The organism is Chryseobacterium indologenes (assembly GCF_002025665.1).
In the GTDB taxonomy this organism is placed as follows: Bacteria; Bacteroidota; Bacteroidia; order Flavobacteriales; family Weeksellaceae; genus Chryseobacterium; species Chryseobacterium metallicongregator.
Window position 1 is genome coordinate 520,788 of the sequence record NZ_CP018786.1, and the last position, 24,294, is coordinate 545,081.

The window sequence follows — 24,294 nt, forward strand, 5'->3', positions numbered from 1 at the left end:
TTTTAGTTAAAATCAATTATTTGTTTTATATTTCACATTTAAGTGTATTTTGAATGTAAATAATTTTATCATTTTTCTATTTTTTATAGAATATTTTTTATAATAAATCGAACTAAGAAGGTTTTTAAAAACAAGTCAGAAACTATTGATTTCTTATCAGATTATGTTCTAACATTTCCAGTGCTGGCTTTGATTTCAATGTTTTTCCTTTATATTCCTGAAAGGCAAGCAGAATGGAATAAAAAAATCTGTCTCAAACTTGAGACAGATTTTAAATAGGTAAAAAGATTTTAATTTTAATACACTCTCAATCCGGATCTTGCTCCAGAAGAAGCTACTACAGACTGCATTCTCGTTTTTTGTCCTGCAGAGAACATAAACATAGCTGCATCATCTACATAATCCATGTAATTCATAAACATTACAGATCTTTGTACTCCACTGCATGTATTATATAGCGGGTAAGAAGGTTTTCCATAATTAGCAGTAGTCTGTGTAGGAGTATCACTTACCTGGTCGTTTCCACAATTGGCATCTCCCCAGATATGTCTTAAGTTCAGATAGTGACCTACCTCATGCGTTGCAGTTCTTCCCAGGTTGAAAGGAGAAGAAGCTCCGGTTTTTCCAAAATATGGAGCGGCAATTACAACACCATCATTCCATAAGCCTGCAGATTCAGGGAAAGTGGCATATCCAAGAATGGTGCGTCCCTGGCTGGTCATTTTGCCTACAACCCATAAGTTTAAATAATTGGTAGGGTTAGTGGCGTCAATTCCTCCTTTAGAGGCTTTTTTCATATCATCATTAGTTGCCCAGCTTGTTTTTGAAGTGGATTTTCTAACGGTGTTTACCAGTCTGAATTTTACTTTTGTATCACCAGAACTTACGGGCTGGAATTCGGTTGGAATTTTATTAACATCACTGTTCGTGGCTGTATAGTCTGCATTCAATACTGCAATTTGTTCTGCAATTCTTGCATCAGAAACGTTTTCAGCAGTCGTTTTGTAGATAACATTTACGATAACAGGGATTTCTACAGTACCATCAGCAAGAACTTTTCCAAATTTCACATCATTGGCGAATTTTTCTGTATTGCTTTCTAATGCCGCGAATCTTTGTTGAAGTTCAGGACTTTTTTTCAATGCTTCCTGTCTGATTTCCTCAGAAGCACAGCCTCGTTGGGCTAAACCTGCAGTAGTTGCATTTTCGTCAGTTGTGTTTTCATTTTGATTAGTAATGCTGTCATTGTTACATGCAGCCATTACAGTGAGCATACAAGCTCCGAATAATAGTTTTTTCATATCAAAATCATTTAGGTTGAGGATGTGAAATTATATTATTTGAAATTAATATGCAAATAAATTTTTGATTTCTTTGTAAAATTGTTAATTATTGTGGGTGATTATTGGTTTTAGTTTAATGTTTTTTAAAATGTATTGAATTTTAATCAATTTTAAAAAATATGCTAATGTGATCTTAATTTTTAATTATTTTAAATGAATGCTTTTCGTTTAAATTTACTTTTGATAGAATTTTTTCATGGTAAAATCTAATTTGCAAAACCATTTTTAATGGCAAAAACCGCAAGCCCTACACGGGTTTTCAAATCCAGTTTTTCACATAGTTGATCACGGTAGCTTTCCACTGTTCTTGGGCTACAGCACATCCTATCCGCAATTTCCTTATAACTGAGTTCGGTTACTGTATATTTCAGGAACTCTTTTTCTCTGTCTGAAATTCTTATTGCGATCTCAGATTCTGTTTCTTTATTAAGATTGGAAAATATGATCTTGGAAGCCCAGTCCGGATAAAAAAAGCCATCACTATTGAGGCGGGTAAGTGCAGTTTCCAAATCTCTTGGATGGGTGTTTTTTAGCAGATAGCCTTTTGCACCGCTCTTAATCATCTTAATTACGCTGTTGTCATCTCCCTGCATACTGAGCGCCATAATTTTAATATCGGGATGATTTTTTGTAAGCCAGACTGCGGTTTCAAAACCGTCCATAATAGGCATGCTGATATCCAAAAGAATAATATCAGGAATGGTATTGCCTTCTTCGAATTTCTGGATGAGATCTTTCCCGTTTTCACTTACATAGATTACTTCAAATTCACTGAAATTACCAATAATTCCTTCCAGAGCTTTTGCAATAAGTATATGGTCGTCAACAATGACAATAGATTTTTTCATGACTGTTTTTTTAAGATAATATTGATTTGTGTTCCCGCATTTTCCTGGCTTTCCATACAAAAACTTGCTCCTATAATTTCAGCTCTGTTTTTCATATTCGTTAGCCCTATTCCGTTGGACTTGATCTGTGAAGTATCAAACCCGATTCCATCATCACGAATATCAAGCTCCCAAAGAGTGTCTTCTGAAGTGTTCAGGTTTATAAAAATATTTTTACAATGGGAATGTTTTATACTGTTTTGAATAAATTCCTGAGTAATTCTGAGTAAAACATTTTTATGAACAAAGCCCAGATCCAGTTGTTTGAAATTGTGTTCAAAACTTACATGACATTTTTTGAAGGAATTGGTGTTATCCACTTCTTCCTGTATCAAAGTTACAATTTCCTTCTGATTGATATTGTCATCTGTCAATGTTTTTGACAAGCTTCTAAGATCCTGCAGAGATTGATTAATAATCTGTGAAACCTGATCAATTCTTTCACTTGCTTCAGAAACTTTGTTTTCATAAAGCATCTGCTGTACATAAAGACTTACGAGGGTAAGTTTCTGGCCGATATTGTCGTGCAATTCCCGGCCAATCTGCTGCATGGTGGCTTGTTGTATTTCCAGTTGGGTAGACAGGAGTTCTCTCTGATGAAGTTCATTTTTTCTTTCAATTTCATTCACATGTTCCTTCTTGCGTTGTTTGTAACTTCTGATATAGATTAATACTGCCGTTACAAACATTACAAAAAGTATATTGAATAGAATGATAACAATTAAGAGCTCTGTTTTCCCCATATGAATGAACTTGCAAATAAAATATACATGACCACGCCTGACATTAGAAAATAACTAAAATAAATATCCCAGATCTCCATATAATTCAATAGAATTGAATAAAATGCCATAAAAGGTAGTGTTCCTATATAAGAAAGTGTTATACCTAAATTAATATAAAACATTCTGTTTTTATTAAAGTGAAGAATATCCTGGGAGTTAATTTGTTTGTAATATTCCATCACTACCAAAAGCATTAAGATAAGGCATCCAAAAGTATAGTTAAAAGCAAATACAATTTTATTGCCCGAAAAATACAATTCATTGGGAATAAATGAAAGAAGATAAAGGAGGGATAATCCGTAAAAAAGCTTTGGCTTTCCTAAAGATTTGGCTGCATATAACCAGTAAAAAAAAATAAACTGGATAGGCATTAAAAAATAATTATAGAAATAAGCTTTAGAAAAATAAGCAAATTTTCCCCATCTACCATATGCTTCACTAAGAAAGATAAAAACTAAGAAAAATACAAAAAATTTCCAATATTCTTTTCTTATACGATTGTAATACAAAAGGCCAACAAACGCAGCAAGTCCCTCAGCCCAAAGCATGCTTTTGCTTGCAAACTCTTGGAAATCCGTCATGTATTTGTTATTTAATTATTAATATAATTCACCAAACGAGTTCTTAGGAGGCGTTAGTTGTCCATTGTTTTCTCCAAGACCTGTATCATCATCTTCTTCTCCTCCAATGCCTTTGGCAGATCGTGCATTTAACGCTAAAGGTTTGCCATCCGTATCTGGAGATTGATTGAAATCGTAATCATGAAACTCTCCTGTTTCATCAGCTTTTTTTAGGGTCGGAATCATTACTAATGTATGCTTTCCTGCATATTCGGTAGGAACAGGGTGAGAGTCCATTATAGACCAGTTTTCTTCTTTTGGATAAGCAGCATAATAAAATCTTATACCTAAATCTTCCGTAGATACATCTGGATTTACTTTAGCAGCTTCAGCTTCAATTGTAGCGATGAAATTTTTTAATTTCGGAAGATCGAACCAGATGGAATGAGCATCTTGTGTTCCTAAAGCAGTGTTAATAACATTTAGATGATTTTGACGGTAGTTGTTGATCAGAGCCTGGATAAGGCTTTTTGACATAGTCCCGGGCTGTAATGGATTGTTTGATTCTGTATTCATAGCTTAGTGGTTTACGGTAAAACTCAATTAATATGCAAATCTCGTAAAAAATATTATAGAAAATGTATTTGCTAATTGGGAATTACACTGTTATTTTTACCGTGTTTTTACGGATTGCATGAAAAGTATAATGATTTAGATCCTACCCAAAGGAGAATTCCTCTATAAAAAAGCGGAGAAATATGCTTTCCCCGCTTTTTCTTTAAATACATGGATACTTTCTCCAATCCCTGCAAGTATAATCTACTGTGCAACAGAGGCCTTGAGGGCAGCTCCAGTCTTCGCCACACGCAATTGGGAATGGTTCATTTCCGCCATCAATTTTCTTTAATTCATTTCTTTTTAGTTTTTTCATGTTGATTTTGTTTAAGTTATTAGAATAGTAAATATAATTATATTTCACTTAATAAGGATAAATTGATTAAAAAAATAAGTGCTGCAGATTATTCTACAGCACTTATTCACAAAAATAATGTATATGAAAAAAAACTATTTTATTGTTCAGTAGGTCGGAAAACTAATCCTGTTTCTACAAAATAATCCAGCGTAATTCTGTCTCCGTCATTCACATTTCCCGCAAGAATTTCTTTAGACAATTTGTTTAAAACTTCCTGTTGGATTACTCTTTTCAATGGTCTTGCTCCGAAGGCAGGATCATATCCTTTATCCATCAGATAATCTACCGCATCCTGAGTGAAAGTCATAATGATGTTTCGTTTAGATAACATTTCATTGAATCCTCTTAATTGATACTGAACGATTTTTCCGATTTCTTTTTTCTTTAAAGGCTGGAAGAGTACAATCTCATCAATTCTGTTCAGGAATTCCGGACGAAGCGTCTGTTTTAAAAGATCAAAAACTTCATCTTTTGTTTTATCCACAATTTCATCCTGATTTTCTTCAGTAAGGTTTTCAAAATTCTCCTGAATCAGATGCGAACCTAAATTCGAAGTCATGATAATAATAGAATTTTTAAAATTCACCACTCGCCCCTTATTATCCGTCAGACGTCCATCATCCAGAACCTGAAGCAATGTGTTGAAAACATCAGGGTGCGCTTTTTCAATCTCGTCTAAAAGCACTACAGAATAAGGTCTTCTTCTTACTGCCTCAGTCAATTGTCCGCCTTCATCATAACCTACATATCCCGGAGGAGCTCCTACCAATCTTGAAACACTGTGACGTTCCTGATACTCACTCATATCAATTCTCGTCATATTGTTTTCATCATCGAATAAGAATTCTGCCAATGCTTTTGCCAGCTCAGTTTTACCTACTCCGGTTGTTCCCAGGAATAAGAATGAACCGATAGGTTTTTTATCATCGCTCAATCCTGCTCTGTTTCTTCTGATGGCATCTGCCACCGCCTGAATCGCTTCATCCTGTCCTACAACTCTGTGGTGTAGCTCAGTTTCAAGATTCAATAATTTTTCTCTTTCTGATTGCAGTAATTTGGTTACGGGAATACCTGTCCATTTACCAATTACTTCAGAGATGTTTTCTGCAGTAACTTCTTCTTTGATCAGCTCATTCTGATGATTCTGCATTTCCAGCTCTACTTTGGCTAGTTCTTCCTCTTTTTCACGAAGCTTCCCGTATTGGATCTCCGCTACTTTTGCATAATCTCCTGCTCTGGAAGCTCTTTCTGCTTCGTGTTTCAGAGATTCAATATCTTTTTTGATCTGGGTAAGATCTTCACTTTTCTGTTTTTCTTTCAGCCATTTGGCATTGATCTCATTTCTCTGTTCGGAAATTTTAGCAATATCTTCCTTCAGATGATCAATTTTAGTCTGATTGCCTTCTCTTGAGATAGCAGCTAATTCAATTTCCAGCTGCATCAGTCTTCTGTCCAGAACATCCAGCTCTTCCGGCTTGGAATTGATTTCCATTCTCAGTTTTGCAGAAGCTTCATCAATAAGGTCAATCGCTTTATCCGGTAAGAAACGATCTGAAATATATCTTTGTGACATTTCCACCGCAGCAATAATTGCTTCATCTTTAATTCTTACTTTGTGGTGGGCTTCATATTTATCTTTAATACCACGAAGGATAGAAATTGCAGATTCAGTATCCGGTTCTTCCACCATTACTTTCTGGAAACGTCTTTCCAACGCTTTGTCTTTTTCAAAATACTTTTGGTATTCATTCAAAGTAGTGGCGCCAATGGCTCTTAATTCTCCTCTTGCCAAGGCAGGCTTTAAGATATTGGCTGCGTCCATTGCTCCTTCACCACCTCCGGCTCCAACCAAAGTGTGGATCTCATCAATGAAAAGAATAATCTGCCCATCAGACTTGATTACTTCATTTACAACGGATTTTAAACGCTCTTCAAATTCACCTTTATATTTTGCTCCGGCGATCAAAGCTCCCATATCCAATGAGAATAAAGTTTTATCCATCAGGTTTTCAGGAACGTCACCACTGATAATTCTGTGGGCAATTCCCTCGGCAATTGCAGTTTTACCTACACCCGGTTCTCCAATAAGGATTGGGTTGTTTTTAGTTCTTCTGGAAAGGATCTGTAAAACCCTTCTGATTTCTTCATCACGCCCGATTACCGGATCCAGTTTTCCCTCTGCTGCTAACTCGTTGAAATTTTTAGCATATTTATTTAAAGACTGATACGTTTCCTCTGAGCTGGCAGAAGTTGCTTTGCTTCCTTTTCTTAATTCTTTGATTGCGCCTTCCAAAAGATTTTTGGTAACACCCATATCTTTCAGCATTTTGGATACTTCAGAAGTTGTTTCCAAAAGGGATAACCATAAATGCTCAATCGTTACATATTCGTCACCCATTTTCTTAGCGATGTTGGGTGCATCCAGCAATACTTTATTAGCAGATTGTGAAAGATAAATGTTTCCTCCCTGTACTTTAGGAAGCTTTTCTAAATTTTCGCGGTTGCGCTCTCTTACTAAATTAGCATCTGCTTCAGATTTTTTTAATAAGAAAGGCGATATGTTTTCATCTACCTGGAAGATTCCTTCAAGAAGATGTTGAGGTTCGATACTTTGATTGCCCAGTTCCATAGCAACCTGTTGTGCTGCCTGGATGGCTTCCTGTGATTTTACAGTATATTGGTTTAAGTTCATATTTTTATATATTTTTGGTAATGGTTTGTTTAACGTTTAGTTTTTAAAAAACATCAAGAAACCAAATTCTGAGGCTTAGTTTCTTAATGCCATCAATTATTTAATCATTTATTCGATGACTGTATCGCAAAAACTGTTCAATTATTAAATTTACAAAAAAATAGGACAAATTTTCCGGATATTGTATTTTTAACGGAAATTTAACTTGACAAAATTTCCGATTTCGTAATTATTTCTTGGAAATCCATGAACAAAAAGTCATAGCAAGGTAAAATAGCTAAAGATTGAGACTGAAGATGATGGGTCTTTTTTCTTTTTATGCTCAAAAAATGAACAGTTTAATTCAGAATAATTACTTTTGCATTTTACCAGATGGAATTAAAAGAAAAACAGAGAAAAATATTAGACGTAGCCGTAGAACTTTTCAAAGAGAAAGGGTATATGGGAAGCTCAGTAAGAGACCTGGCTACCAAACTCAATATCAAGGCAGCATCGCTATATGCACACATCCGTTCAAAGGAAGAAATTCTGGAATGGATTTGTTTTGGCATTGCTCAGGAGTTTTTCGATGAGCTTCAGGAAGTAAAAAATACAGATATTGCTCCAAAGGAAAAGCTGAATCTATTACTGGATAAGCATCTTTCTGTTGTTCTTAAAAACCGTGATGTTACCCATATTTATTCCAATGAGTGGAAACATCTTGAAGAAAGACTTCCCGAATTTGTAGAATTGAGAAAAAACTATCAGCAGGAAGTAGAAGAACTGATTTCCGAGATCTACAAAGCTGAAAAATGGGAGCTGAAATCACCATCATTTACCACAAGATTTATCCTTCATACTTTAAATAATTCTTATTTCTGGTTCAAGAGAAGCAGTGATTCTACAGATGAAATTACCGATGAGATCAGAGAAAAAATTCTTTTTGGATTATTGGGTAACCAGAAAAATTAATCACCCCTGTGTCATTCTGACGAAGGAAGAATCTCATAATTATACTTTTTAGTCACGAATTTTAATACTACGTTTGTTATTTCGAGATAGAGAAATGATTCATTCATGTATTTAATATGAGATTCTTCTCTACACTTCGTTCCGCTCAGAATGACATTGGGCATAATTTTAACTATCTTTCTTATTTAGAATCATTCAAAATATGACAAAAGTCATAAAAATTTTGCCAGCTAGCAAAATCTTTTTAAATTTACACCTAACAAATGTTAGTTAGTTTTATGGATTTTTCAGTTGAATATCTGGAGCTGGGTCAGTTAAGACAGCTTCAATCCGACCGGTTGATCAGCCTGATCAGCTATTTGGGAGAGAAGTCGGAATTTTATAAAAAGAAATTTGATGAATTACAAATATCTCCACAGGATATAAGGTCGATTGAAGATATCGCTAAACTTCCTATTACTTACAAACAGGATTTAAGAGATAACTATCCGTTCGGGTTATTTGCTGTTCCTAAAAGTGAGCTTCAACGTATACACTGTTCAAGCGGAACTACGGGAAAACCAACGGTAGTAGGGTATACTAAAGAAGATGTTGACCTTTTCAGTGAAGTGGTGGCAAGATCTTTACATGCGGCAGGCGCAAGACCAGGAATGCAGTTGCATAATGCCTATGGCTACGGGATTTTTACAGGAGGTTTAGGCCTTCATTACGGAGCCGAAATGTTGGGAATGAGCGTCCTTCCTATTTCTGGGGGAATGACGGCAAGACAGGTAGACTTGATTGTGGATTTCAAACCTGAAGTAATCTGCTGTTCGCCATCATACGCTTTAACGATTGCAGATGAATTTGCCAGAAGAGGAATTACTGCAGAAGAGATCAGTCTTCAATATGCAGTGCTGGGTTCAGAGCCATGGACGGAGATTATCAGAGGTCATATTGAAGAAAGATTAGGCGTTCATGCAACCAATATCTATGGGTTAAGTGAAATTATCGGTCCGGGAGTTTCTATGGAGGATTTCGAAGAGAAAGGCGGAGCTTATATCTGGGAAGATCATTTTTATCCGGAGATTTTAGATCCGGTTACCAAACAACCGGTTCCTTTTGGGGAAGAAGGAGTATTGGTGATAACCACTTTAACCAAAAAAGCAATGCCGCTTTTACGTTACTGGACAAACGATATCACAAGTCTTTACTACGATGCAAATGCCAAAAGAACCATGGTAAAAATGAAACCCATCGTCGGGAGAGCAGATGATATGCTGATCGTAAGAGGAGTCAATGTTTATCCAAGTCAGATTGAAGATGCTTTTTCTTATGTAAAAGGAGTGGTTCCGAACTACTATTTAACTCCTGTGGAAAAAGAACATATGTGTATTGCTTTGGATATTGATGTTGAAATAGATGATGAATTGGTAAAATCTCAAAAAATAGAATCAAATACCGATGATTATTTTAATTTTGTCGGCAACTTTGGGAAAAACATAGAAAACGAAATAAAAAAGAGAGTAGGAATTACTACGAAAGTAAAAGTTCATGCTCAGGACAGCCTGCCGAAGTGCGAAGGTGGAAAAATTAATAGAATACTTAAAAAATAATGAATTCATTTTATAAACTTAAAACAGTTAAAGTTCAGAAAGATACTTCCGAAGCAGTGAATGTGGCGGTAGAAATCCCTGAAGAACTGAAAGATAAGTTCAGGTTCAAGCAGGGACAGTATCTGAATTTCCGAATGACAATCAACGGAAATGAAGAAAGACGTTCTTACTCTATCTGTAATGCTCCAAGTGAAAAGGGAAATACGCTGGAAGTATTGGTAAAGTTGCTGGAAGGCGGAAAAGTGTCAGGGTATTTCAATGAACACCTTCACATGGATGAAGTGCTGGAAGTAATGCCTCCGATGGGTGGCTTCAATACTTCTTATCACCCCACAAACGTAAAAACTTACGTTGGTCTGGCGGCAGGAAGCGGAATTACTCCTGTATTATCCAATATTAAAGAAAGTCTTTATCAGGAGCCTAAGAGTAATGCTTATCTGTTTTACAGTAACAGAAGCATGAATCATGTTTTAAGAAAGGCAGAGATTGATAAACTTGTAGAGCATTTCAACGGAAGACTTAAGGTGATTTACCTGGTAAGCCGTGAGAAGCACGAAGATCCTGTTTTTGAAGGAAGAATTTCGTCAGAAAAATTAGAGCAGCTGTTTGAAAGATATGCAGATATTGATGTAAAAGAAGCTACCTATTTCATTTGCGGACCTTCGGAAATGATTAAGGGAATTGCAGACTATCTGAAGAAAGACAAAAAAGTACCTGCTATTCAGGTTTTATTTGAATATTTCACCGCTCCGGATGAAGAAAATACGGAGGAAATGAGTGATGAATTCAAGGCGATTGCCAATATTGAAAGTATGGTAACGGTAATCATTGATGATGATGAATATTCGTTCCACCTTAATTCTAAAAAAGAGAGTATCTTAGATAAAGCATTGAAAGATCAGCTTCCGGTTCCTTTCGCATGTAAGGGAGGCGTTTGCTGTACGTGTAAGGCGCAGGTTCTGGAAGGAGAGGTTTTCATGGAGAAAAACTATGCACTTACCGAAGAAGAAGTAGCCAGAGGCTTCGTTCTTACCTGCCAATGTCACCCTACAACCAATGTGGTGATGCTAAATTATGATGTTTAAGACAATTTGAAAATGAGAAAACGTGATAATTTGAAAATGCCATTATCGTATTTAAAATTTCCAAATTCTCAAATTCTCAAATTATTTAATTTTCAAATTCAAAAAAGATGGACTTAGAAAAATTTGTTCAATACGTTCACGAAGAAAATAAAGTAGAACCAAAAGATGTAATGCCGGATGATTACAGAAAACTATTGGTTCGCCAGATTTCACAGCACGCGCATTCTGAAATTGTAGGAATGCTGCCGGAAGCCAACTGGATTTCCAGAGCGCCTTCATTGAGAAGAAAAATGGCTCTTTTAGCGAAAGTTCAGGATGAGGCTGGTCACGGCCTGTATCTTTATTCTGCCACTGAAACGTTAGGAGACGGAAGTATCAGAGCAGACAGAGATGCTACTTATGATGATATGTTGGAAGGAAAAGCAAAATATTCAAGTATTTTCAACTATCCTACCTTAAGCTGGGCTGATATCGGAGCCATCGGTTGGTTAGTAGACGGTGCTGCCATTATGAATCAGGTAATGCTGATGGGGAATTCCTACGGTCCTTATTCAAGAGCGATGGTGAAAATCTGTAAGGAAGAATCATTCCACCAAAGACAAGGGTATGAAATTCTTATGGCATTGTGCCGTGGTACAAAACAACAGAAAGAAATGGCCCAGGCTTCATTAAACCGTTTCTGGTGGCCAGCTCTGATGATGTTCGGGCCTAATGATGACAGTTCACCTAACTCTAAAATCTCTATGAACTACAGAGTGAAAAGAGAAAGTAATGACAGTCTTCGTCAGAGGTTTATTGATGTTACTGTTTCTCAGGCTGAATTCCTGGGATTAACCATTCCGGATAAAGATCTGAAATGGAATGAGGAAAGACAGCATTACGATTTCGGAGAGCTTCCCTGGGATGAATTCATGGAAATCTTAAAAGGAAACGGACCTTGCAACAAAAAGCGTATCGAAACGAAGAGAAAAGCGCAAAGAGAAAACTCTTGGGTAAAAGAAGCAGCAGCGGCTTTTGCAGAGAAACAACAAAAAGAAGTAATATAATAATGTAACAATATACCAATGTAGAAATGTAACAATCATTGTCATGCTGAGCTTGTCGAAGCATCTCATTATTAAACTGGTACATTGATACATTGTTAAATTAATTTGACTATGGCAAATTTAGATATGTGGGAAGTGTTTATTCAGACTAAACCGGGATTATCTCACAAACACGTTGGAATTGTACAGGCACCAACAGCAGAAATGGCTTTGCAGAACGCAAGAGACGTTTATACAAGAAGAAAAGAAGGAACTTCTGTTTGGGTCGTTCCAAGTAAATATATTGTGACTTCAGAAGGGATTGATAAAGAAGCATTCTTTGATCCGGCTGATGATAAACTATACCGTCATCCAACGTTCTATGAGATTCCAAACGATGTAAAAAATATGTAAAATAGCTAATGGCTATTAGCTGCTTGCAATTTGCCAAAAGCTATATGCCAAAAGCCAAAAGCTAAAATAATGAACCCATTATATAATTATTTATTAAAACTAGCAGACGACAGTTTCATTATGGGGCAGCGTTTGTCTGCGTGGTGCGGTGAAGGTCCTTACTTAGAGGAAGATATTGCATTGACTAATATTGCGTTGGATGAACTAGGTCAGGCGAATAACTTTTACGTTTACGCTTCAAGAGTGATAGACAACGGAAAAAATGAAGATGATATCGCATTTTTAAGATACGAGCACGAATACGTCAACGCCCATTGGGTAGAACTTCCTAATGAAGATTATGCACAGACTATTCTGAAAGTATATGTATTGTCTGTGTATCAGAAACTGATGTATGAGGCTTTATCAAATTCTTCTAATGAAGAATTGGCTGCCATTGCTCAAAAATCATTGAAAGAAGTAAGATATCACTATACCCACGCTGCATCATGGATGAAAATCTTTGCTCAGGGAACAGAAGAAAGCCGTGGACGTTTGGTAAAAGCGATTGAAAATATCTGGGAATACACGAAAGGTCTTTTTGCTAAAACAGAAGGTGAAGATGATCTTGTTGCTTTAAATATTGCTCCCAATTCAGATGCGCTTTACGAAGAATTCCTTGCAATTACCAAGAAAGATTTTGCAGATTTTGGTTTAGAATATCCTGAAAATGCTTTTATGCAGCCCAAATCAAGAACAGGATATCATACAGAATATTTCGGATTTATTCTTTGTGAGCTTCAGTATATGCAGAGAGCGTATCCTGGATGTACGTGGTAATAAATTATGAAGAAGTTGCTTCTTGGGATATTGGCTTTTTTTCTTGCAGCATATGTGATACTATGTGTTGGAATCTATTTCTATCAGGAGAAAATTATTTTTTATCCTGAAAAATTACCGGAAAATTACAAGTTTACATTTAAAGGTAATTTTGAAGAAGTACCCATCAAAATGCAGGATGGAAAGCATTTGAGTTCTGTTTTATTCAAAGCTCAAAATCCAAAAGGAGTCATCTTTTATCTTCACGGAAACGGAGGATCAATAAAAGGCTGGGGAGAAGTAGCTCAGTTCTATCGAAGTATGAATTATGATACTTTCATACTTGATTACCGTGGTTACGGAAAAAGTGAAGATAAAATTAATAGTAAAAATCAGATCTTTTCGGATGTTGAGAATGCTTACAAAGAGCTTTTGAAAAGATATCCGGAAAACAGAATTATTATTTTAGGATATTCTGTAGGTACAGGATTAGCCGCAAACTTAGCATCCATGCATAAGGCAGGATTATTGATTTTACAGGCACCTTATTACAGTATAGAAGATGAAATGAGTCAGAAATTCTCATTCCTTCCGAAGTTTTTACTGAAATATAATTTTGAGACTGGTGAATATTTAAAAACCGTTCAATCGCCAGTCGTTATTTTTCATGGGGATAAAGATGAGGTTATTAACTATAAAGCCTCTTTAAAGCTTAAAAATAACTTTAAAAAAGGTGATCGTCTGATTATATTAAAAGATCAGTATCACAACGGAATAACAGATAATTTGGATTATCAGAATGCAATGAAAACCATTCTTGATTCTGATAAAAAATAAAGTATGAATCAGCTTTTAGATTTATTAAAAACAATTCCCGATCCGGAAATTCCGGTCATTGATATTGTGGAATTAGGAATCGTAAGAGATGCACAGATTACAGGAGAAAATACCTGCGAAGTGATCATTACACCTACTTATTCTGCCTGTCCTGCTATGTTTACCATTGAGGAGGACATTATCAAAATGATGAAAGAAAACGGATGGGATGCGAAAGTAGTAACCAAGATGTTTCCTATCTGGACAACAGACTGGATTACTGATGAAGCGAGAGAAAAACTCCGTATTTACGGGATTACACCTCCGGAAAAAGGAGCAGACGAACATCACATCGGGAAACCGAAAAAATGCCCGCGTTGCGATTCCGAGCATACCAAGCAGATCAGCAGATTTGGGTCTACTTTGTGTAAGGCATCTTATCAGTGTTTAGACTGCCTGGAGCCATTTGATTATTTTAAATGCCATTGATGAGTTATTCATCAATCTACAACAAATTTTACGGCTATGCAAAGCATAACGAAGGAATTGTTAGAATGTTAAATTATTAGACGGTTACATTAATTTATATTGTTAAATTAGTGCGTTGTTAAATAATAAATTAATAAAAACTATGTATACACAACTTGATATTGAAACGCATTTTGACGGAAAGCTGAAAATCGCATATCTTAATCAACCGGAAACGATGAACGCCCTTACTAAGCCGGCTTTATCAGATCTTAGAGACTTTGTTAAAGAGTGCAGCGAAGACGAAACGGTAAGATGTGTTGCCATTTCCGGAAGAGGAAGAGCATTCTGCTCAGGTCAGAATCTGGATGAAGCTTTTGTAGTAGGTAAAGAACACCATGATCATGACATCATCAGAAAAATTGTGGTAGACTATTACAATCCATTAGTAATGGAAGTTACCCGTTGCAAAAAACCGGTTATTGCTTTAGTAAACGGTCCTGCAGTAGGAGCTGGAGCAATGTTGGCTTTAATCTCTGACTTCGTTTTAGCGAATGAGAAAGCATATTTTGCTCAGGCATTTTCAAATATCGGTTTAATTCCTGATACAGGAGGAACTTACTTCTTACCGAAACTTTTAGGTAGACAATTAGCCAATTATTTAGCATTTACAGGTAAAAAATTATCTGCAGAAGAGTCTAAAGCGCATGGTCTTGTAGCAGAAGTGTTCACTGAAGAAGAATTCGTTCCAAAATCTATGGAAATTCTTGAAAGAATGGCGAACATGCCAACAGCTGCCATTAAGCTTACAAAAAAAGCGTTTGCCAATTCTTATACCAACACATTGAAAGAGCAGCTTGAACTGGAAGGAGATCTTCAGCAGGAAGCAGCAGGCACAGAAGACTTCATTGAAGGAGTAAATGCCTTTTTACAGAAAAGAAAACCTAATTATAAAGGAAGATAATTAATTTGAAAATGAGTTAATTTGAGAATTTGAAAATGAGAAATGGCAAAGAAAATATTATTGTAAATAAGACTTTTGATTTTGCACTCAATATTATTGAATTTTCAGAAGATTTATATGAGGATAAAAAATTTCCTTTGGCAAATCAAATTTTTAAATCAGGAACTTCGATTGGAGCCAATGTTAGAGAGGCTCAAAAGCAGTATTCATAAATTGAAAATTGCAGCTAAAGAAGCTGATGAGATAGAATATTGGCTTTTGCTGTGCTTAAAGTCTCCATATTTGAAATCTCCGAACGAGAGGTTAATATCTGATTTAAAAGAAATCCTATTAATTCTGTCTAAAATTATTTCAAGCTCAAAATTAAAATAATTTTCAAATTAACTCATTTTCAAATTTTCAAATTTAAAATATGAATGTAGGAATTATCGGTGCCGGAACCATGGGAATCGGCATTGCACAAGTAGCCGCAACGAACGGATGCAAAGTATGGGTGTACGACGCCAACGCAAAACAAGTAGAAACGGCAACGGTAGGTTTGGAAAAAACCTTGACCAGATTGGTTGATAAACAGAAAATTTCGGCAGAGAAAATGACTGAAATTTTAGCTAATATTTCCATTGCTACGGAATTGAAAGATTTCAAAGATTGTGAGCTGATTATAGAAGCCATTATCGAAAACAAAGAGATCAAAACCAAAGTGTTTACAGAACTTGAAAACTATGTTTCTGAAAGTTGTGTTCTCAGTTCCAATACCTCATCTATCTCTATCACCTCTCTTGGTGCAGAACTAAAGAAACCGGAGCGTTTCATCGGAATTCACTTTTTCAATCCGGCTCCGTTGATGCCTTTAGTGGAAGTTATTCCATCCTTATTAACAGAAAAAACGTTAGCAGAAAAAATCTACAACCTCATGAAAGAATGGGGAAAGACTCCTGTTATTGCCAAAGATATTCCAGGATTCATAGTCAACAGAATCGCCAGACCTTATTATGGAGAAGGCTTGAGAATTGTTGAAGAAAACATCGCCACACCTGAACAGGTAGATGATGCTATGAAAACATTGGGGAACTTCAAAATGGGACCTTTCGAATTGATGGATCTTATTGGAGTGGATGTCAACTTTGCAGTAACAACTACTGTTTACAAAGATTATTTCTACGATCCCAAATACAAACCTTCTTTATTACAACAAAGAATGTCTGAAGCCAAACTTCACGGTAGAAAAACAGGGAAAGGGTTCTACGATTACAGCGAAGGAGCAGAAAAAACTGTAGCTCAGAAAGACGATGCTTTATATCAGCAAATCTTTTTAAGAATCATTTCAATGCTGATCAATGAAGCTGTTGAAGCCAAAAGATTAGGAGTTGCCAATGACGAAGATATCGAACTGGCAATGCAGAAAGGTGTCAACTATCCAAAAGGATTATTAAGCTGGGGCAAAGAAATCGGGTATGCAAAAATCTCCGAAACCCTTCAGAATCTTTACGAAGAATATCAGGAAGAAAGATACAGACAAAGTCCTTTGCTAAGGAAAATAAATTAAATAATTTGAAAATGTGCCAATTTGAAAATTGATTATAAAGGGTTTTCATTTTCAAATTCTCAAATTTATTTAATTTTCAAATTAATATTATGGATATAGAAGAATTCAGAGCTGAGCTGGAAACCAGACTTTTAATTGAGAAACAGTATCTAACTCAGGAAGCTTCCTCCGTTGATGAGCAGGAAAGACTTGAGCTTTTAGGAAAGTTTAATGAGAAATATAAAGAGCTGATCAAAAGATTAGCCAGCGAAAATGGAATTGATTTAAACGAATCCTATCCTTCTGAAAATTCATCAGACCAAGAGAGTCTTTCATATGGGCAGATTATTCTGGGTAAAACCATGAGTGTTTACGACAGATTATCAGATGAACTGTATGAAGAAATAATAAACATATAATTAACAGAAATGAATCCAAGACAAGTAGCAGATTATATGTTCAATCAGGATTATTTTTCCCAGTGGATGAATATTAAGATGATTGAAGTAAAAGAAAATTACTGTTTAATAGAAATGCCAATCAAGAAGGATATGCTGAACGGGCTTAAAACAGTTCATGGCGGAGTTACCTTTGCTTTTGCAGACTCTGCGCTGGCATTTTCTTCCAACAATACCGGAGATGCTGCCGTAGCATTGAACTGTATCATCAATTTTACTAAAGCAGGAAAGGAAGGCGATGTTTTCAGAGCAGAAAGTGTTTTGGTAAATGATACAAGAAAAACAGCTGTTTATGACATTCAGATTACCAATCAAAATAAAGAACTGATTGCAAAATTTGTAGGAACAGTTTACAAAATCGGAAAAAAAGTAACAGAATTATAATAAGCAGTAAGCTTGAAGCAATAGGCATTAAGCTTTTTTGAAGCTGATAGAGCCTACTGCATATAGCTTATAGCCTAAAGCAAATAAAAATGAACAACGTATACATCATAGACTATGTCAGAACTCCCATTTCAAAATTACAGGGAGGATTATCAGAAGTAAGAGCAGATGATTTAGCCGCTATTGTAATTAAAGAAGTAGTAGCAAGAAACCCTGAAGTTCCGGTAGAGGAAATTGAAGATGTTATTTTCGGATGTGCTAACCAGGCGGGAGAAGATAACAGAAACGTTGCAAGAATGGGACTTTTACTGGCAGGTCTTCCTTACAAAATTGGTGGAGAGACTGTCAACAGACTATGTGCTTCAGGAATGTCTGCAGTAGCGAATGCATTCCGTTCCATTGCAGCGGGAGAAGGAGAAATCTATATTGCAGGAGGAGTAGAGCATATGACGCGTTCTCCTTATGTAATGTCAAAACCCAGTGCAGCTTTCGGTAGAGACAGCCAGATGTTTGATACGACTTTCGGATGGCGTTTCATCAACCCAAAAATGAAAGAATTATATGGAGTTGACGGAATGGGTGAAACTGCTGAAAACTTAGCAGATATCCACCAGATCAACAGAGAAGATCAGGATAAATTTGCCCTTTGGTCTCAGCAGAAAGCTACAAAAGCACAGGAAAGCGGAAGACTGGCAGAAGAAATTGTAAAAGTTGAAATTCCTCAGAGAAAAGGAGAACCTGTCGTTTTTGAAAAAGATGAATTCATTAAACCAACTTCTTCTATGGAAGGTCTTGCAAAACTTCGTCCGGCTTTCAGAAAAGAAGGAACGGTAACTGCCGGAAATGCTTCAGGAATGAATGACGGAGCAGCTGCTTTGATTTTAGCAAGCGAAGAAGCGGTGAAAAAATATGGGTTGAAACCAAAAGCAAAAATTCTGGGATCTTCCGTAGCAGGTGTTGAGCCAAGAATCATGGGAATCGGACCTGTAGAAGCTACCCAAAAACTATTGAAAAGATTAAACCTTTCTCTGGAAGATATGGATATCATCGAATTAAACGAAGCATTTGCAGCACAGGCACTTGCTGTGACAAGAAGTTTAGGATTAAAAGATGATGACTCAAGAATAAATCCGAACGGAGGTGCTATTGCCATTGGCCACCCACTGGGAGTTTCCGGAGCAAGAATCGTAGGTTCTGCAGCCATGGAACTTCAGAAGCAGGATAAAAAATATGCATTGTGTACCCTTTGTATCGGTGTCGGACAGGGATATGCAATGGTTATCGAAAAAGTATAATTAATTTGAAAGTGAGATAATTTGAGAATTTGAAAATGTTTGAGGACATTATTAATTTTCAAATTAACTCATTCTCAGATTTTCAAATTAAAATTATGAACATCTACTCATACCATGGGATTCGTCCCATTATAAAACCTTCTGCCTACATTCATCCGCAGGCAGTCATTATCGGGAATGTAGAAATAGGGGAGGAAGTATATATCGGTCCCAATGCGGTAATCCGCGGCGACTGGGGGAAAATTATCATTAAAGATGGAGCCAATGTACAGGAAAACTGTACCCTTCACGTTTTCCCGAATATAGAAACTATTCTGGAAGAATCTGCGCACATCGGACATGGAGCGATCATTCACTCAGGACACATTGGAAAAAACTGTCTGATCGGAATGAATTCTGTGGTAATGGACAAAGCTTATATCGGTGATGAAAGTATTGTCGGGGCATTAGCTTTTGTACCAGCCAATTTCAGATGTGAACCAAGAAAACTGGTGGTAGGAAGCCCAGCAAAAATTATCCGTGATGTTTCCGACGAAATGATTCACTGGAAAACAGAAGGAACAAAACTATATCAGGAGCTGGCAAGAGAAGGAAAAGAAGCTATTCTGCCTTGTGAACCGTTTACAGAATATGTTCAGCAGATTCCAACTAAAATTGTGGATTACAGCATCTGGGATGATATAAAATAATAACCATTACAATTAAATATGATTAAAAAAATTGCGCTTGCATGCAGCATAATGTTTGCGGTGGGGTGTACGCTATCAGCACAGACTGTTGATACCAAACCGCTTACAATAGGAGAAGTGAGGATCATTAAGTCCAAAACATTAAATGAAGACAGAACGCTGAATATTTATCTTCCACAGGGATATGATAAAACAAAATCATACCCGGTGATCTATTTATTGGATGGAAGTATGAACGAAGATTTTATTCACGTTACAGGATTAGTACAATTCTTTAATCAGATGTATTCCATGCCGGAAACTATTGTGGTGGGAGTTGCTAATGTAGACAGAAAAAGAGATTTTACTTTTCATACGGATTTAAAAGACTTACAGAAAGACTATCCTACAACAGGACATTCTGATAAGTTTATTGCATTTGTTGAAAAAGAATTAAAACCTTACGTGGAAAGTCAGTTTAAAACTACAGACAAATACCTTTTCGGTCAGTCTTTGGGAGGACTTTTGGCAGCAGAAATCCTTTTAAAAAAACCGGAAATGTTCAATAATTATTTTATCATCAGTCCAAGTTTGTGGTGGGATGATGAAAGCTTACTGAAACAGGCTGGAACATTACTTTCAAAATCTCCGGATACTAAAAAATTCGTTTATGTTTCCGTAGGGAAAGGAGAACATCCGGTGATGGTAAAAGACGCAGAAGCTTTCTATGATGTTTTGAAAAAAGCAGGAAAGAAAAACTGGACATTGGAATATAAAATGATGGAAACAGACAATCACGCAACCATTCTTCACAGAAGTTTATATGAAGGATTGGTGAAAATGTTTCCCTATCAGGAACCGAAATAATTTTAACTGAAAGAATAAACTTATCTAAGCAAAAAGTAAAAAACTATATGGAAAAGTTAAAAAACTATATCTACGGACAATGGGTAGAAGGTACCGGAAGCGGAGTTCCCTTGTACAATGCCGTTACAGGAGAGCAGGTAGCTGTTTCCGATACAGAAGGACTTAATTTTGAACAGGCTCTTGACTACGGAAGAACCGTAGGATATAAAAACCTTTCTTCAATGACTTTCTACGACCGTGGAGAAATGCTGAAAAAAGTAGCTCTTTATCTGTTAGAAAGAAAGAAAAAATATTACGATTTATCATACAAAACAGGAGCTACACACGTTGATTCTTGGGTGGATATTGAAGGAGGTTTCGGAACTTTCTTTACTTATTCGGGATTGGCAAAAAGAATGCTTCCGAATACTTCATTTTGGGTAGATGGAGACACTCAGAAGATTTCGGCTAACGGAACTTTCTTAGGAACTCATATTTTAACACCTAGTGAAGGAGTTTCTGTACAGATTAACGCTTATAACTTTCCAGTTTGGGGAATGTTGGAAAAACTTTCTACCTCGTTATTAGCAGGTGTCCCTTCTATTGTAAAACCATCTCCTTTTGGATCTTACCTTACCAATGCGGTATTTCAGGATATGATTGAAAGTGGAGTATTGCCTGAAGGAGCTGTGCAGTTAGTGTGCGGAGAACCGGGAAATATCTTGGATTATGTACAGGATGGAGATTCTGTATTGTTCACAGGTTCAGCCAATACAGGAAGAAAATTAAAATCACTTCCATCTATTGCAGGAAATGCCGTGCGTTTCAATATGGAAGCAGATTCCCTGAACTGTTCAATTCTTGGATTGGAAGCAAAACCGGGAACACCTGAATTCGATCTATTCATCAAAGAAGTTCGTAACGAAATGACGACAAAAGCAGGACAGAAGTGTACTGCAATAAGAAGAATCATTGTTCCTGAGCACTTAATTGGTGACGTTCAGAATGCTTTGTCTAAAGCGTTGGATCAAACAAAAATCGGAAACCCATTAAGCAGAGAAACCAAAATGGGATCTTTAGTAGGAAGACAGCAGTATGAAGAAGTTCTGAGAAAAGTAAATATTTTAAAATCAGAAACAGAACTTGTTTATGATGGAAAACACGAACTGGTAGATGCTAACTATGAAAATGGAGCATTTATGAGTCCGAAATTATTCCTGAATGACAAGCCTTTCGAAAAAAATATTTCTCACGATGTAGAAGCTTTCGGGCCGGTATCTACATTAATGCCGTATAAAGATGCTGAAGAAGCAGCTGCACTGGCAAAAAGAGGAAAAGGAAGTCTGGTAGGATCTATCATTTCTCATGACGAGAACTTTATCGCAGAAACTTCCTGGAAAATGGCTTCCCAGCACGGAAGAATCTTTGTTCTGAACAGAGATAATGCCAAGGAAAGTACCGGTCATGGTTCACCGCTTCCGACATTAATGCACGGAGGCCCTGGTAGAGCAGGTGGCGGAGAGGAAATGGGCGGACTGAGCGGTCTTCACTTCTTCCTGCAGAAAACAGCCATTCAGGGATCACCGGATGTGCTTAAAGCAATTACTAAGATCTACCAGCAGGGAGCAGAGAAAAAATTCTCAGACAAACATCCTTTCCAGAAGTATTTTGAAGAAGTAGAAGTGGGAGACTCTTTAGAAACAGCAGGAAGAACAGTTACCGATGCAGATATCGTCAACTTCTCCAATGTTTCATGGGATCACTTCTATGCCCATACAGATGCTACAAGCTTAACAGGTACAATCTTTGATAAAACTGTTGCTCACGGATATTTCATTCTTTCAGCAGCAGCGGGATTATTCGTTTCAGGGAAAAAAGGACCTGTTATTGCCAATTATGGATTGGAAGACTGTAGTTTCTTCAAGCCTGTTTATGCAGGTGATACCATCACTGTTTATTTAACAGCCAAAGAAAAGATCAACAGAGGAGTAAAAGGAAGAAACATTCCTTCCGGTGTTGTAAAATGGCTGGTTGAAGTAGTGAATCAAAGAGATGAGATCGTTTGTGTGGCCACAATTTTAACATTGGTAGCAAAACAATCTCCTTTCATCGATCTGAATGTGAAAAATGTTCAGAAAATAGTAAACGGTTTAACGGAAAGTACACCAGCACTTTGGGGCAAAATGTCTCCTCAGCAGATGATAGAACATCTTGAGCAGGCGGTATTGGTAAGTTTCGGAGAACCTGAAGCCGAAAAATGTTTCACTCCTGAAGAAAACCTTGAAAAATGGCAGGATTCTCTTTACAACCACAGAGCAATGCCAAAAGAATTTACAGCTCCATTCCTTCCACAGGATGGCTCCCTTCCGGAACCAACGCACAAAAATCTGGAAGCTGCAAAATTATCATTCATGGATAACCTGAAGAAATTTGTAATCTATTACAAAGAAAATCCACAGGCAGAACACATGAATTACGTTTTCGGAAAACTGAATAAAGAAATGTGGGAACTGATGCATAAAAAGCATTTTACGCACCACTTCCAACAGTTTGGATTGATTTAATTCAAAATAAAATATAAATTTATAGTCCCTTTCAGTATAAACTGAAAGGGACTTTTTAATACTTCATGTCAAGGTTTGAAACCTTAATATGGTAAGAGAATCAGAAATATTTTTTAATCATGAAATCTTTAAAAACCCCTTTTAATATTGCCTTCTGGACTTTCTTAATTTTATTTCTTTTTTCCTGTTCGGGAAGTCATAAACCGGATAAAGAAGGCTATTTTTCTGAAGAGAAATTTGTAGATAGTTTACATGCTGGAGTAAAAGGAAAAACTAAAGTTGAGTTTGAGAAATTCAGGCATACAGGTAACGGAGATGTATTTGTATCAATTAATTTTTATAAATCGGAAAAGAAGTGGGTAAAAGGTGAGAAAACGGATGTTGACATCTGGCGACTGACCAACAGTTTTAAATTTGATAAAGATGGAATATCTGATATGGATGTTCAAATTGGTGATTTCAATAACGACGGATTTAATGATATAACCTATCAGAGTGCTATCGCTGGAAGAGGGGGAAATATAGTGATGACATTATTTGTTTATAATCCTGGGAATAAAGATTTCATCCACATCAAAAATTCTGAATCTTATCCGAATTTAACTTACAACGCAAAATTAGATTGTATTAATTCACTCATTTTAACTGGCTCTACAACAACCGTATTTCTAAAAATTAAAAAAGATTCTCTGCAAGAATTTGCCAGAGTGGATGTTTCAGATAAAATAATAGTAGAAGAAAAAGATTCTACAGGAAAGTTTAAAATTATTGAAGAAAAACCATTCAAAGGAAATGATGAAGATTTTTATAATGCTTTTAAAAATTACAAACCTTTAGAATATTAATAATATCTATAAATGTTCATAATTTCAATTAGTTATACTTTTTATTTGAAAAATTATTAACTTTAATAGGCAAAATCCGAAAAGCATATAGAGTAGGAGAGAATATCAAAACAAACCACTATGAAAAACTTAAAAAAACTTTCAAGACATGAGTTGAGATCTCTTAAAGGCTCCGGACCAAACTGGTCTTGTGTCCTTAATCCTTGCCCTCCCGGAAGCTGTTGTCTTCCTGGAAGATGGCCTGATATTGCAAGAGCATGTTATATATGTGCTGATTCTTAGATTTTTTTCACTTAAAACAATACATAAAGCTGCAGCTCCCATGGTTTGCAGCTTTATTTTTATAATCTTGT

General features: G+C 36.3%; 25 protein-coding genes and 1 pseudogene. 19 read left to right on the forward strand and 7 right to left on the reverse strand.

All coding sequences use genetic code 11. The annotated features are described in order from the left end of the window. Nucleotides 1-296: 296 nt before the first annotated feature. From BUE84_RS02335 to clpB, 7 genes are all read right to left on the reverse strand, one after another. Nucleotides 297-1,301 carry a zinc metalloprotease gene (locus tag BUE84_RS02335; protein ID WP_079240337.1) on the reverse strand — a complete coding sequence of 335 codons (1,005 nt, stop codon included), beginning with the start codon at nucleotides 1,299-1,301 and terminating at the stop codon, nucleotides 297-299. 248 nt (nucleotides 1,302-1,549) lie between these two features. Next, nucleotides 1,550-2,191, reverse strand: coding sequence for a response regulator transcription factor (locus BUE84_RS02340; protein WP_079240338.1), 642 nt, complete (start codon nucleotides 2,189-2,191; stop codon nucleotides 1,550-1,552). Then, nucleotides 2,188-2,973: a sensor histidine kinase gene (locus BUE84_RS02345; protein WP_079240339.1), complete on the reverse strand. Its 786-nt coding sequence runs from the start codon at nucleotides 2,971-2,973 to the stop codon at nucleotides 2,188-2,190. Before BUE84_RS02345 ends, BUE84_RS02340 begins: the two co-directional genes overlap by 4 nt. Then, the gene (locus BUE84_RS02350) at nucleotides 2,952-3,596 is read right to left on the reverse strand and encodes a hypothetical protein (RefSeq protein ID WP_079240340.1); all 645 of its coding nucleotides are present in this window, start codon (nucleotides 3,594-3,596) and stop codon (nucleotides 2,952-2,954) included. The genes BUE84_RS02345 and BUE84_RS02350 overlap by 22 nt, the downstream gene beginning before the upstream one ends. An 18-nt stretch (nucleotides 3,597-3,614) precedes the next feature. Then, nucleotides 3,615-4,151 (reverse strand): hypothetical protein, encoded by a 537-nt coding sequence (locus BUE84_RS02355; protein ID WP_079240341.1) that lies wholly within the window; start codon nucleotides 4,149-4,151, stop codon nucleotides 3,615-3,617. A gap of 202 nt (nucleotides 4,152-4,353) precedes the next feature. After that, nucleotides 4,354-4,506 carry a hypothetical protein gene (locus BUE84_RS24310; RefSeq protein ID WP_158521336.1) on the reverse strand — a complete coding sequence of 51 codons (153 nt, stop codon included), beginning with the start codon at nucleotides 4,504-4,506 and terminating at the stop codon, nucleotides 4,354-4,356. Nucleotides 4,507-4,645: 139 nt separating this feature from the next. Continuing rightward, nucleotides 4,646-7,240, reverse strand: a complete 2,595-nt coding sequence (clpB, locus tag BUE84_RS02360) for an ATP-dependent chaperone ClpB (protein WP_079240342.1) — start codon at nucleotides 7,238-7,240, stop codon at nucleotides 4,646-4,648. A gap of 372 nt (nucleotides 7,241-7,612) precedes the next feature. On the opposite strand from clpB, the gene BUE84_RS02365 reads away from it, so the two are divergent. The 19 genes and pseudogenes from BUE84_RS02365 (at nucleotide 7,613) to BUE84_RS24315 (ending at nucleotide 24,223) form a co-directional block, all read left to right on the forward strand. Beyond that, nucleotides 7,613-8,191, forward strand: a complete 579-nt coding sequence (locus tag BUE84_RS02365; RefSeq protein WP_079240343.1) for a TetR/AcrR family transcriptional regulator — start codon at nucleotides 7,613-7,615, stop codon at nucleotides 8,189-8,191. Between the two features lie 278 nt (nucleotides 8,192-8,469). Then, nucleotides 8,470-9,786, forward strand: coding sequence for a phenylacetate--CoA ligase family protein (locus BUE84_RS02370; protein ID WP_079240344.1), 1,317 nt, complete (start codon nucleotides 8,470-8,472; stop codon nucleotides 9,784-9,786). Continuing rightward, complete coding sequence (locus BUE84_RS02375) at nucleotides 9,786-10,871, forward strand: 2Fe-2S iron-sulfur cluster-binding protein (RefSeq protein ID WP_079240345.1); 1,086 nt, start codon at nucleotides 9,786-9,788, stop codon at nucleotides 10,869-10,871. Before BUE84_RS02370 ends, BUE84_RS02375 begins: the two co-directional genes overlap by 1 nt. A 107-nt stretch (nucleotides 10,872-10,978) precedes the next feature. Beyond that, nucleotides 10,979-11,917 carry a 1,2-phenylacetyl-CoA epoxidase subunit PaaA gene (gene paaA / locus BUE84_RS02380; RefSeq protein WP_034695794.1) on the forward strand — a complete coding sequence of 313 codons (939 nt, stop codon included), beginning with the start codon at nucleotides 10,979-10,981 and terminating at the stop codon, nucleotides 11,915-11,917. Between the two features lie 111 nt (nucleotides 11,918-12,028). Next, a complete protein-coding gene (paaB, locus tag BUE84_RS02385; RefSeq protein ID WP_034695796.1) occupies nucleotides 12,029-12,310 on the forward strand; it encodes a 1,2-phenylacetyl-CoA epoxidase subunit PaaB in 282 nt (93 codons plus the stop codon). 69 nt (nucleotides 12,311-12,379) lie between these two features. Continuing rightward, nucleotides 12,380-13,129, forward strand: coding sequence for a 1,2-phenylacetyl-CoA epoxidase subunit PaaC (gene paaC, locus BUE84_RS02390; RefSeq protein ID WP_079240346.1), 750 nt, complete (start codon nucleotides 12,380-12,382; stop codon nucleotides 13,127-13,129). Between the two features lie 6 nt (nucleotides 13,130-13,135). Continuing rightward, entirely contained in the window at nucleotides 13,136-13,945 is an 810-nt protein-coding gene (locus BUE84_RS02395) for an alpha/beta hydrolase (protein WP_079240347.1), read from the forward strand. Nucleotides 13,946-13,948: 3 nt separating this feature from the next. Continuing rightward, nucleotides 13,949-14,413 (forward strand): 1,2-phenylacetyl-CoA epoxidase subunit PaaD, encoded by a 465-nt coding sequence (paaD, locus tag BUE84_RS02400; protein WP_079240348.1) that lies wholly within the window; start codon nucleotides 13,949-13,951, stop codon nucleotides 14,411-14,413. 142 nt (nucleotides 14,414-14,555) lie between these two features. Beyond that, entirely contained in the window at nucleotides 14,556-15,356 is an 801-nt protein-coding gene (locus BUE84_RS02405) for an enoyl-CoA hydratase/isomerase family protein (protein ID WP_079240349.1), read from the forward strand. A gap of 35 nt (nucleotides 15,357-15,391) precedes the next feature. Further along, nucleotides 15,392-15,728, forward strand: a pseudogene (locus BUE84_RS02410) (four helix bundle protein). 40 nt (nucleotides 15,729-15,768) lie between these two features. Beyond that, nucleotides 15,769-16,902: a 3-hydroxyacyl-CoA dehydrogenase NAD-binding domain-containing protein gene (locus BUE84_RS02415; protein WP_079240350.1), complete on the forward strand. Its 1,134-nt coding sequence runs from the start codon at nucleotides 15,769-15,771 to the stop codon at nucleotides 16,900-16,902. 89 nt (nucleotides 16,903-16,991) lie between these two features. Further along, complete coding sequence (locus tag BUE84_RS02420; protein ID WP_079240351.1) at nucleotides 16,992-17,300, forward strand: hypothetical protein; 309 nt, start codon at nucleotides 16,992-16,994, stop codon at nucleotides 17,298-17,300. 9 nt (nucleotides 17,301-17,309) lie between these two features. Continuing rightward, nucleotides 17,310-17,723, forward strand: a complete 414-nt coding sequence (locus BUE84_RS02425) for a PaaI family thioesterase (RefSeq protein WP_034695815.1) — start codon at nucleotides 17,310-17,312, stop codon at nucleotides 17,721-17,723. A gap of 89 nt (nucleotides 17,724-17,812) precedes the next feature. Continuing rightward, nucleotides 17,813-19,018 carry a 3-oxoadipyl-CoA thiolase gene (gene pcaF / locus BUE84_RS02430; protein WP_079240352.1) on the forward strand — a complete coding sequence of 402 codons (1,206 nt, stop codon included), beginning with the start codon at nucleotides 17,813-17,815 and terminating at the stop codon, nucleotides 19,016-19,018. A gap of 95 nt (nucleotides 19,019-19,113) precedes the next feature. Then, nucleotides 19,114-19,707, forward strand: a complete 594-nt coding sequence (locus BUE84_RS02435; protein ID WP_047429267.1) for a transferase hexapeptide repeat family protein — start codon at nucleotides 19,114-19,116, stop codon at nucleotides 19,705-19,707. A gap of 18 nt (nucleotides 19,708-19,725) precedes the next feature. Continuing rightward, nucleotides 19,726-20,553, forward strand: coding sequence for an alpha/beta hydrolase (locus BUE84_RS02440; protein ID WP_079240353.1), 828 nt, complete (start codon nucleotides 19,726-19,728; stop codon nucleotides 20,551-20,553). Nucleotides 20,554-20,600: 47 nt separating this feature from the next. Beyond that, nucleotides 20,601-23,096, forward strand: a complete 2,496-nt coding sequence (gene paaZ, locus BUE84_RS02445; RefSeq protein ID WP_079240354.1) for a phenylacetic acid degradation bifunctional protein PaaZ — start codon at nucleotides 20,601-20,603, stop codon at nucleotides 23,094-23,096. A 119-nt stretch (nucleotides 23,097-23,215) separates the two neighbouring features. After that, the gene (locus tag BUE84_RS02450; protein ID WP_079240355.1) at nucleotides 23,216-23,941 is read left to right on the forward strand and encodes an XAC2610-related protein; all 726 of its coding nucleotides are present in this window, start codon (nucleotides 23,216-23,218) and stop codon (nucleotides 23,939-23,941) included. 120 nt (nucleotides 23,942-24,061) lie between these two features. After that, complete coding sequence (locus BUE84_RS24315; RefSeq protein ID WP_156118866.1) at nucleotides 24,062-24,223, forward strand: bacteriocin-like protein; 162 nt, start codon at nucleotides 24,062-24,064, stop codon at nucleotides 24,221-24,223. Nucleotides 24,224-24,294 lie beyond the last annotated feature (71 nt).

What these genes read in the sequence shown, in the direction of transcription:
- BUE84_RS02420 (WP_079240351.1), top strand. Translation starts at nt 16,992, where the DNA reads ATGGATATAGAAGAATTCAGAGCTGAGCTGGAAACCAGACTTTTAATT.
- paaD (WP_079240348.1), top strand. Translation starts at nt 13,949, where the DNA reads ATGAATCAGCTTTTAGATTTATTAAAAACAATTCCCGATCCGGAAATT.
- BUE84_RS24310 (WP_158521336.1), bottom strand. Translation starts at nt 4,506, where the DNA reads ATGAAAAAACTAAAAAGAAATGAATTAAAGAAAATTGATGGCGGAAAT.
- BUE84_RS02345 (WP_079240339.1), bottom strand. Translation starts at nt 2,973, where the DNA reads ATGGGGAAAACAGAGCTCTTAATTGTTATCATTCTATTCAATATACTT.
- clpB (WP_079240342.1), bottom strand. Translation starts at nt 7,240, where the DNA reads ATGAACTTAAACCAATATACTGTAAAATCACAGGAAGCCATCCAGGCA.
- BUE84_RS02405 (WP_079240349.1), top strand. Translation starts at nt 14,556, where the DNA reads ATGTATACACAACTTGATATTGAAACGCATTTTGACGGAAAGCTGAAA.
- BUE84_RS02415 (WP_079240350.1), top strand. Translation starts at nt 15,769, where the DNA reads ATGAATGTAGGAATTATCGGTGCCGGAACCATGGGAATCGGCATTGCA.
- BUE84_RS02355 (WP_079240341.1), bottom strand. Translation starts at nt 4,151, where the DNA reads ATGAATACAGAATCAAACAATCCATTACAGCCCGGGACTATGTCAAAA.
- BUE84_RS02370 (WP_079240344.1), top strand. Translation starts at nt 8,470, where the DNA reads ATGGATTTTTCAGTTGAATATCTGGAGCTGGGTCAGTTAAGACAGCTT.
- BUE84_RS02435 (WP_047429267.1), top strand. Translation starts at nt 19,114, where the DNA reads ATGAACATCTACTCATACCATGGGATTCGTCCCATTATAAAACCTTCT.
- BUE84_RS02375 (WP_079240345.1), top strand. Translation starts at nt 9,786, where the DNA reads ATGAATTCATTTTATAAACTTAAAACAGTTAAAGTTCAGAAAGATACT.
- BUE84_RS24315 (WP_156118866.1), top strand. Translation starts at nt 24,062, where the DNA reads ATGAAAAACTTAAAAAAACTTTCAAGACATGAGTTGAGATCTCTTAAA.
- BUE84_RS02335 (WP_079240337.1), bottom strand. Translation starts at nt 1,301, where the DNA reads ATGAAAAAACTATTATTCGGAGCTTGTATGCTCACTGTAATGGCTGCA.
- paaZ (WP_079240354.1), top strand. Translation starts at nt 20,601, where the DNA reads ATGGAAAAGTTAAAAAACTATATCTACGGACAATGGGTAGAAGGTACC.
- BUE84_RS02440 (WP_079240353.1), top strand. Translation starts at nt 19,726, where the DNA reads ATGATTAAAAAAATTGCGCTTGCATGCAGCATAATGTTTGCGGTGGGG.
- BUE84_RS02350 (WP_079240340.1), bottom strand. Translation starts at nt 3,596, where the DNA reads ATGACGGATTTCCAAGAGTTTGCAAGCAAAAGCATGCTTTGGGCTGAG.
- BUE84_RS02365 (WP_079240343.1), top strand. Translation starts at nt 7,613, where the DNA reads ATGGAATTAAAAGAAAAACAGAGAAAAATATTAGACGTAGCCGTAGAA.
- BUE84_RS02450 (WP_079240355.1), top strand. Translation starts at nt 23,216, where the DNA reads ATGAAATCTTTAAAAACCCCTTTTAATATTGCCTTCTGGACTTTCTTA.
- paaC (WP_079240346.1), top strand. Translation starts at nt 12,380, where the DNA reads ATGAACCCATTATATAATTATTTATTAAAACTAGCAGACGACAGTTTC.
- pcaF (WP_079240352.1), top strand. Translation starts at nt 17,813, where the DNA reads ATGAACAACGTATACATCATAGACTATGTCAGAACTCCCATTTCAAAA.
- BUE84_RS02340 (WP_079240338.1), bottom strand. Translation starts at nt 2,191, where the DNA reads ATGAAAAAATCTATTGTCATTGTTGACGACCATATACTTATTGCAAAA.
- BUE84_RS02425 (WP_034695815.1), top strand. Translation starts at nt 17,310, where the DNA reads ATGAATCCAAGACAAGTAGCAGATTATATGTTCAATCAGGATTATTTT.
- paaA (WP_034695794.1), top strand. Translation starts at nt 10,979, where the DNA reads ATGGACTTAGAAAAATTTGTTCAATACGTTCACGAAGAAAATAAAGTA.
- paaB (WP_034695796.1), top strand. Translation starts at nt 12,029, where the DNA reads ATGGCAAATTTAGATATGTGGGAAGTGTTTATTCAGACTAAACCGGGA.
- BUE84_RS02395 (WP_079240347.1), top strand. Translation starts at nt 13,136, where the DNA reads ATGAAGAAGTTGCTTCTTGGGATATTGGCTTTTTTTCTTGCAGCATAT.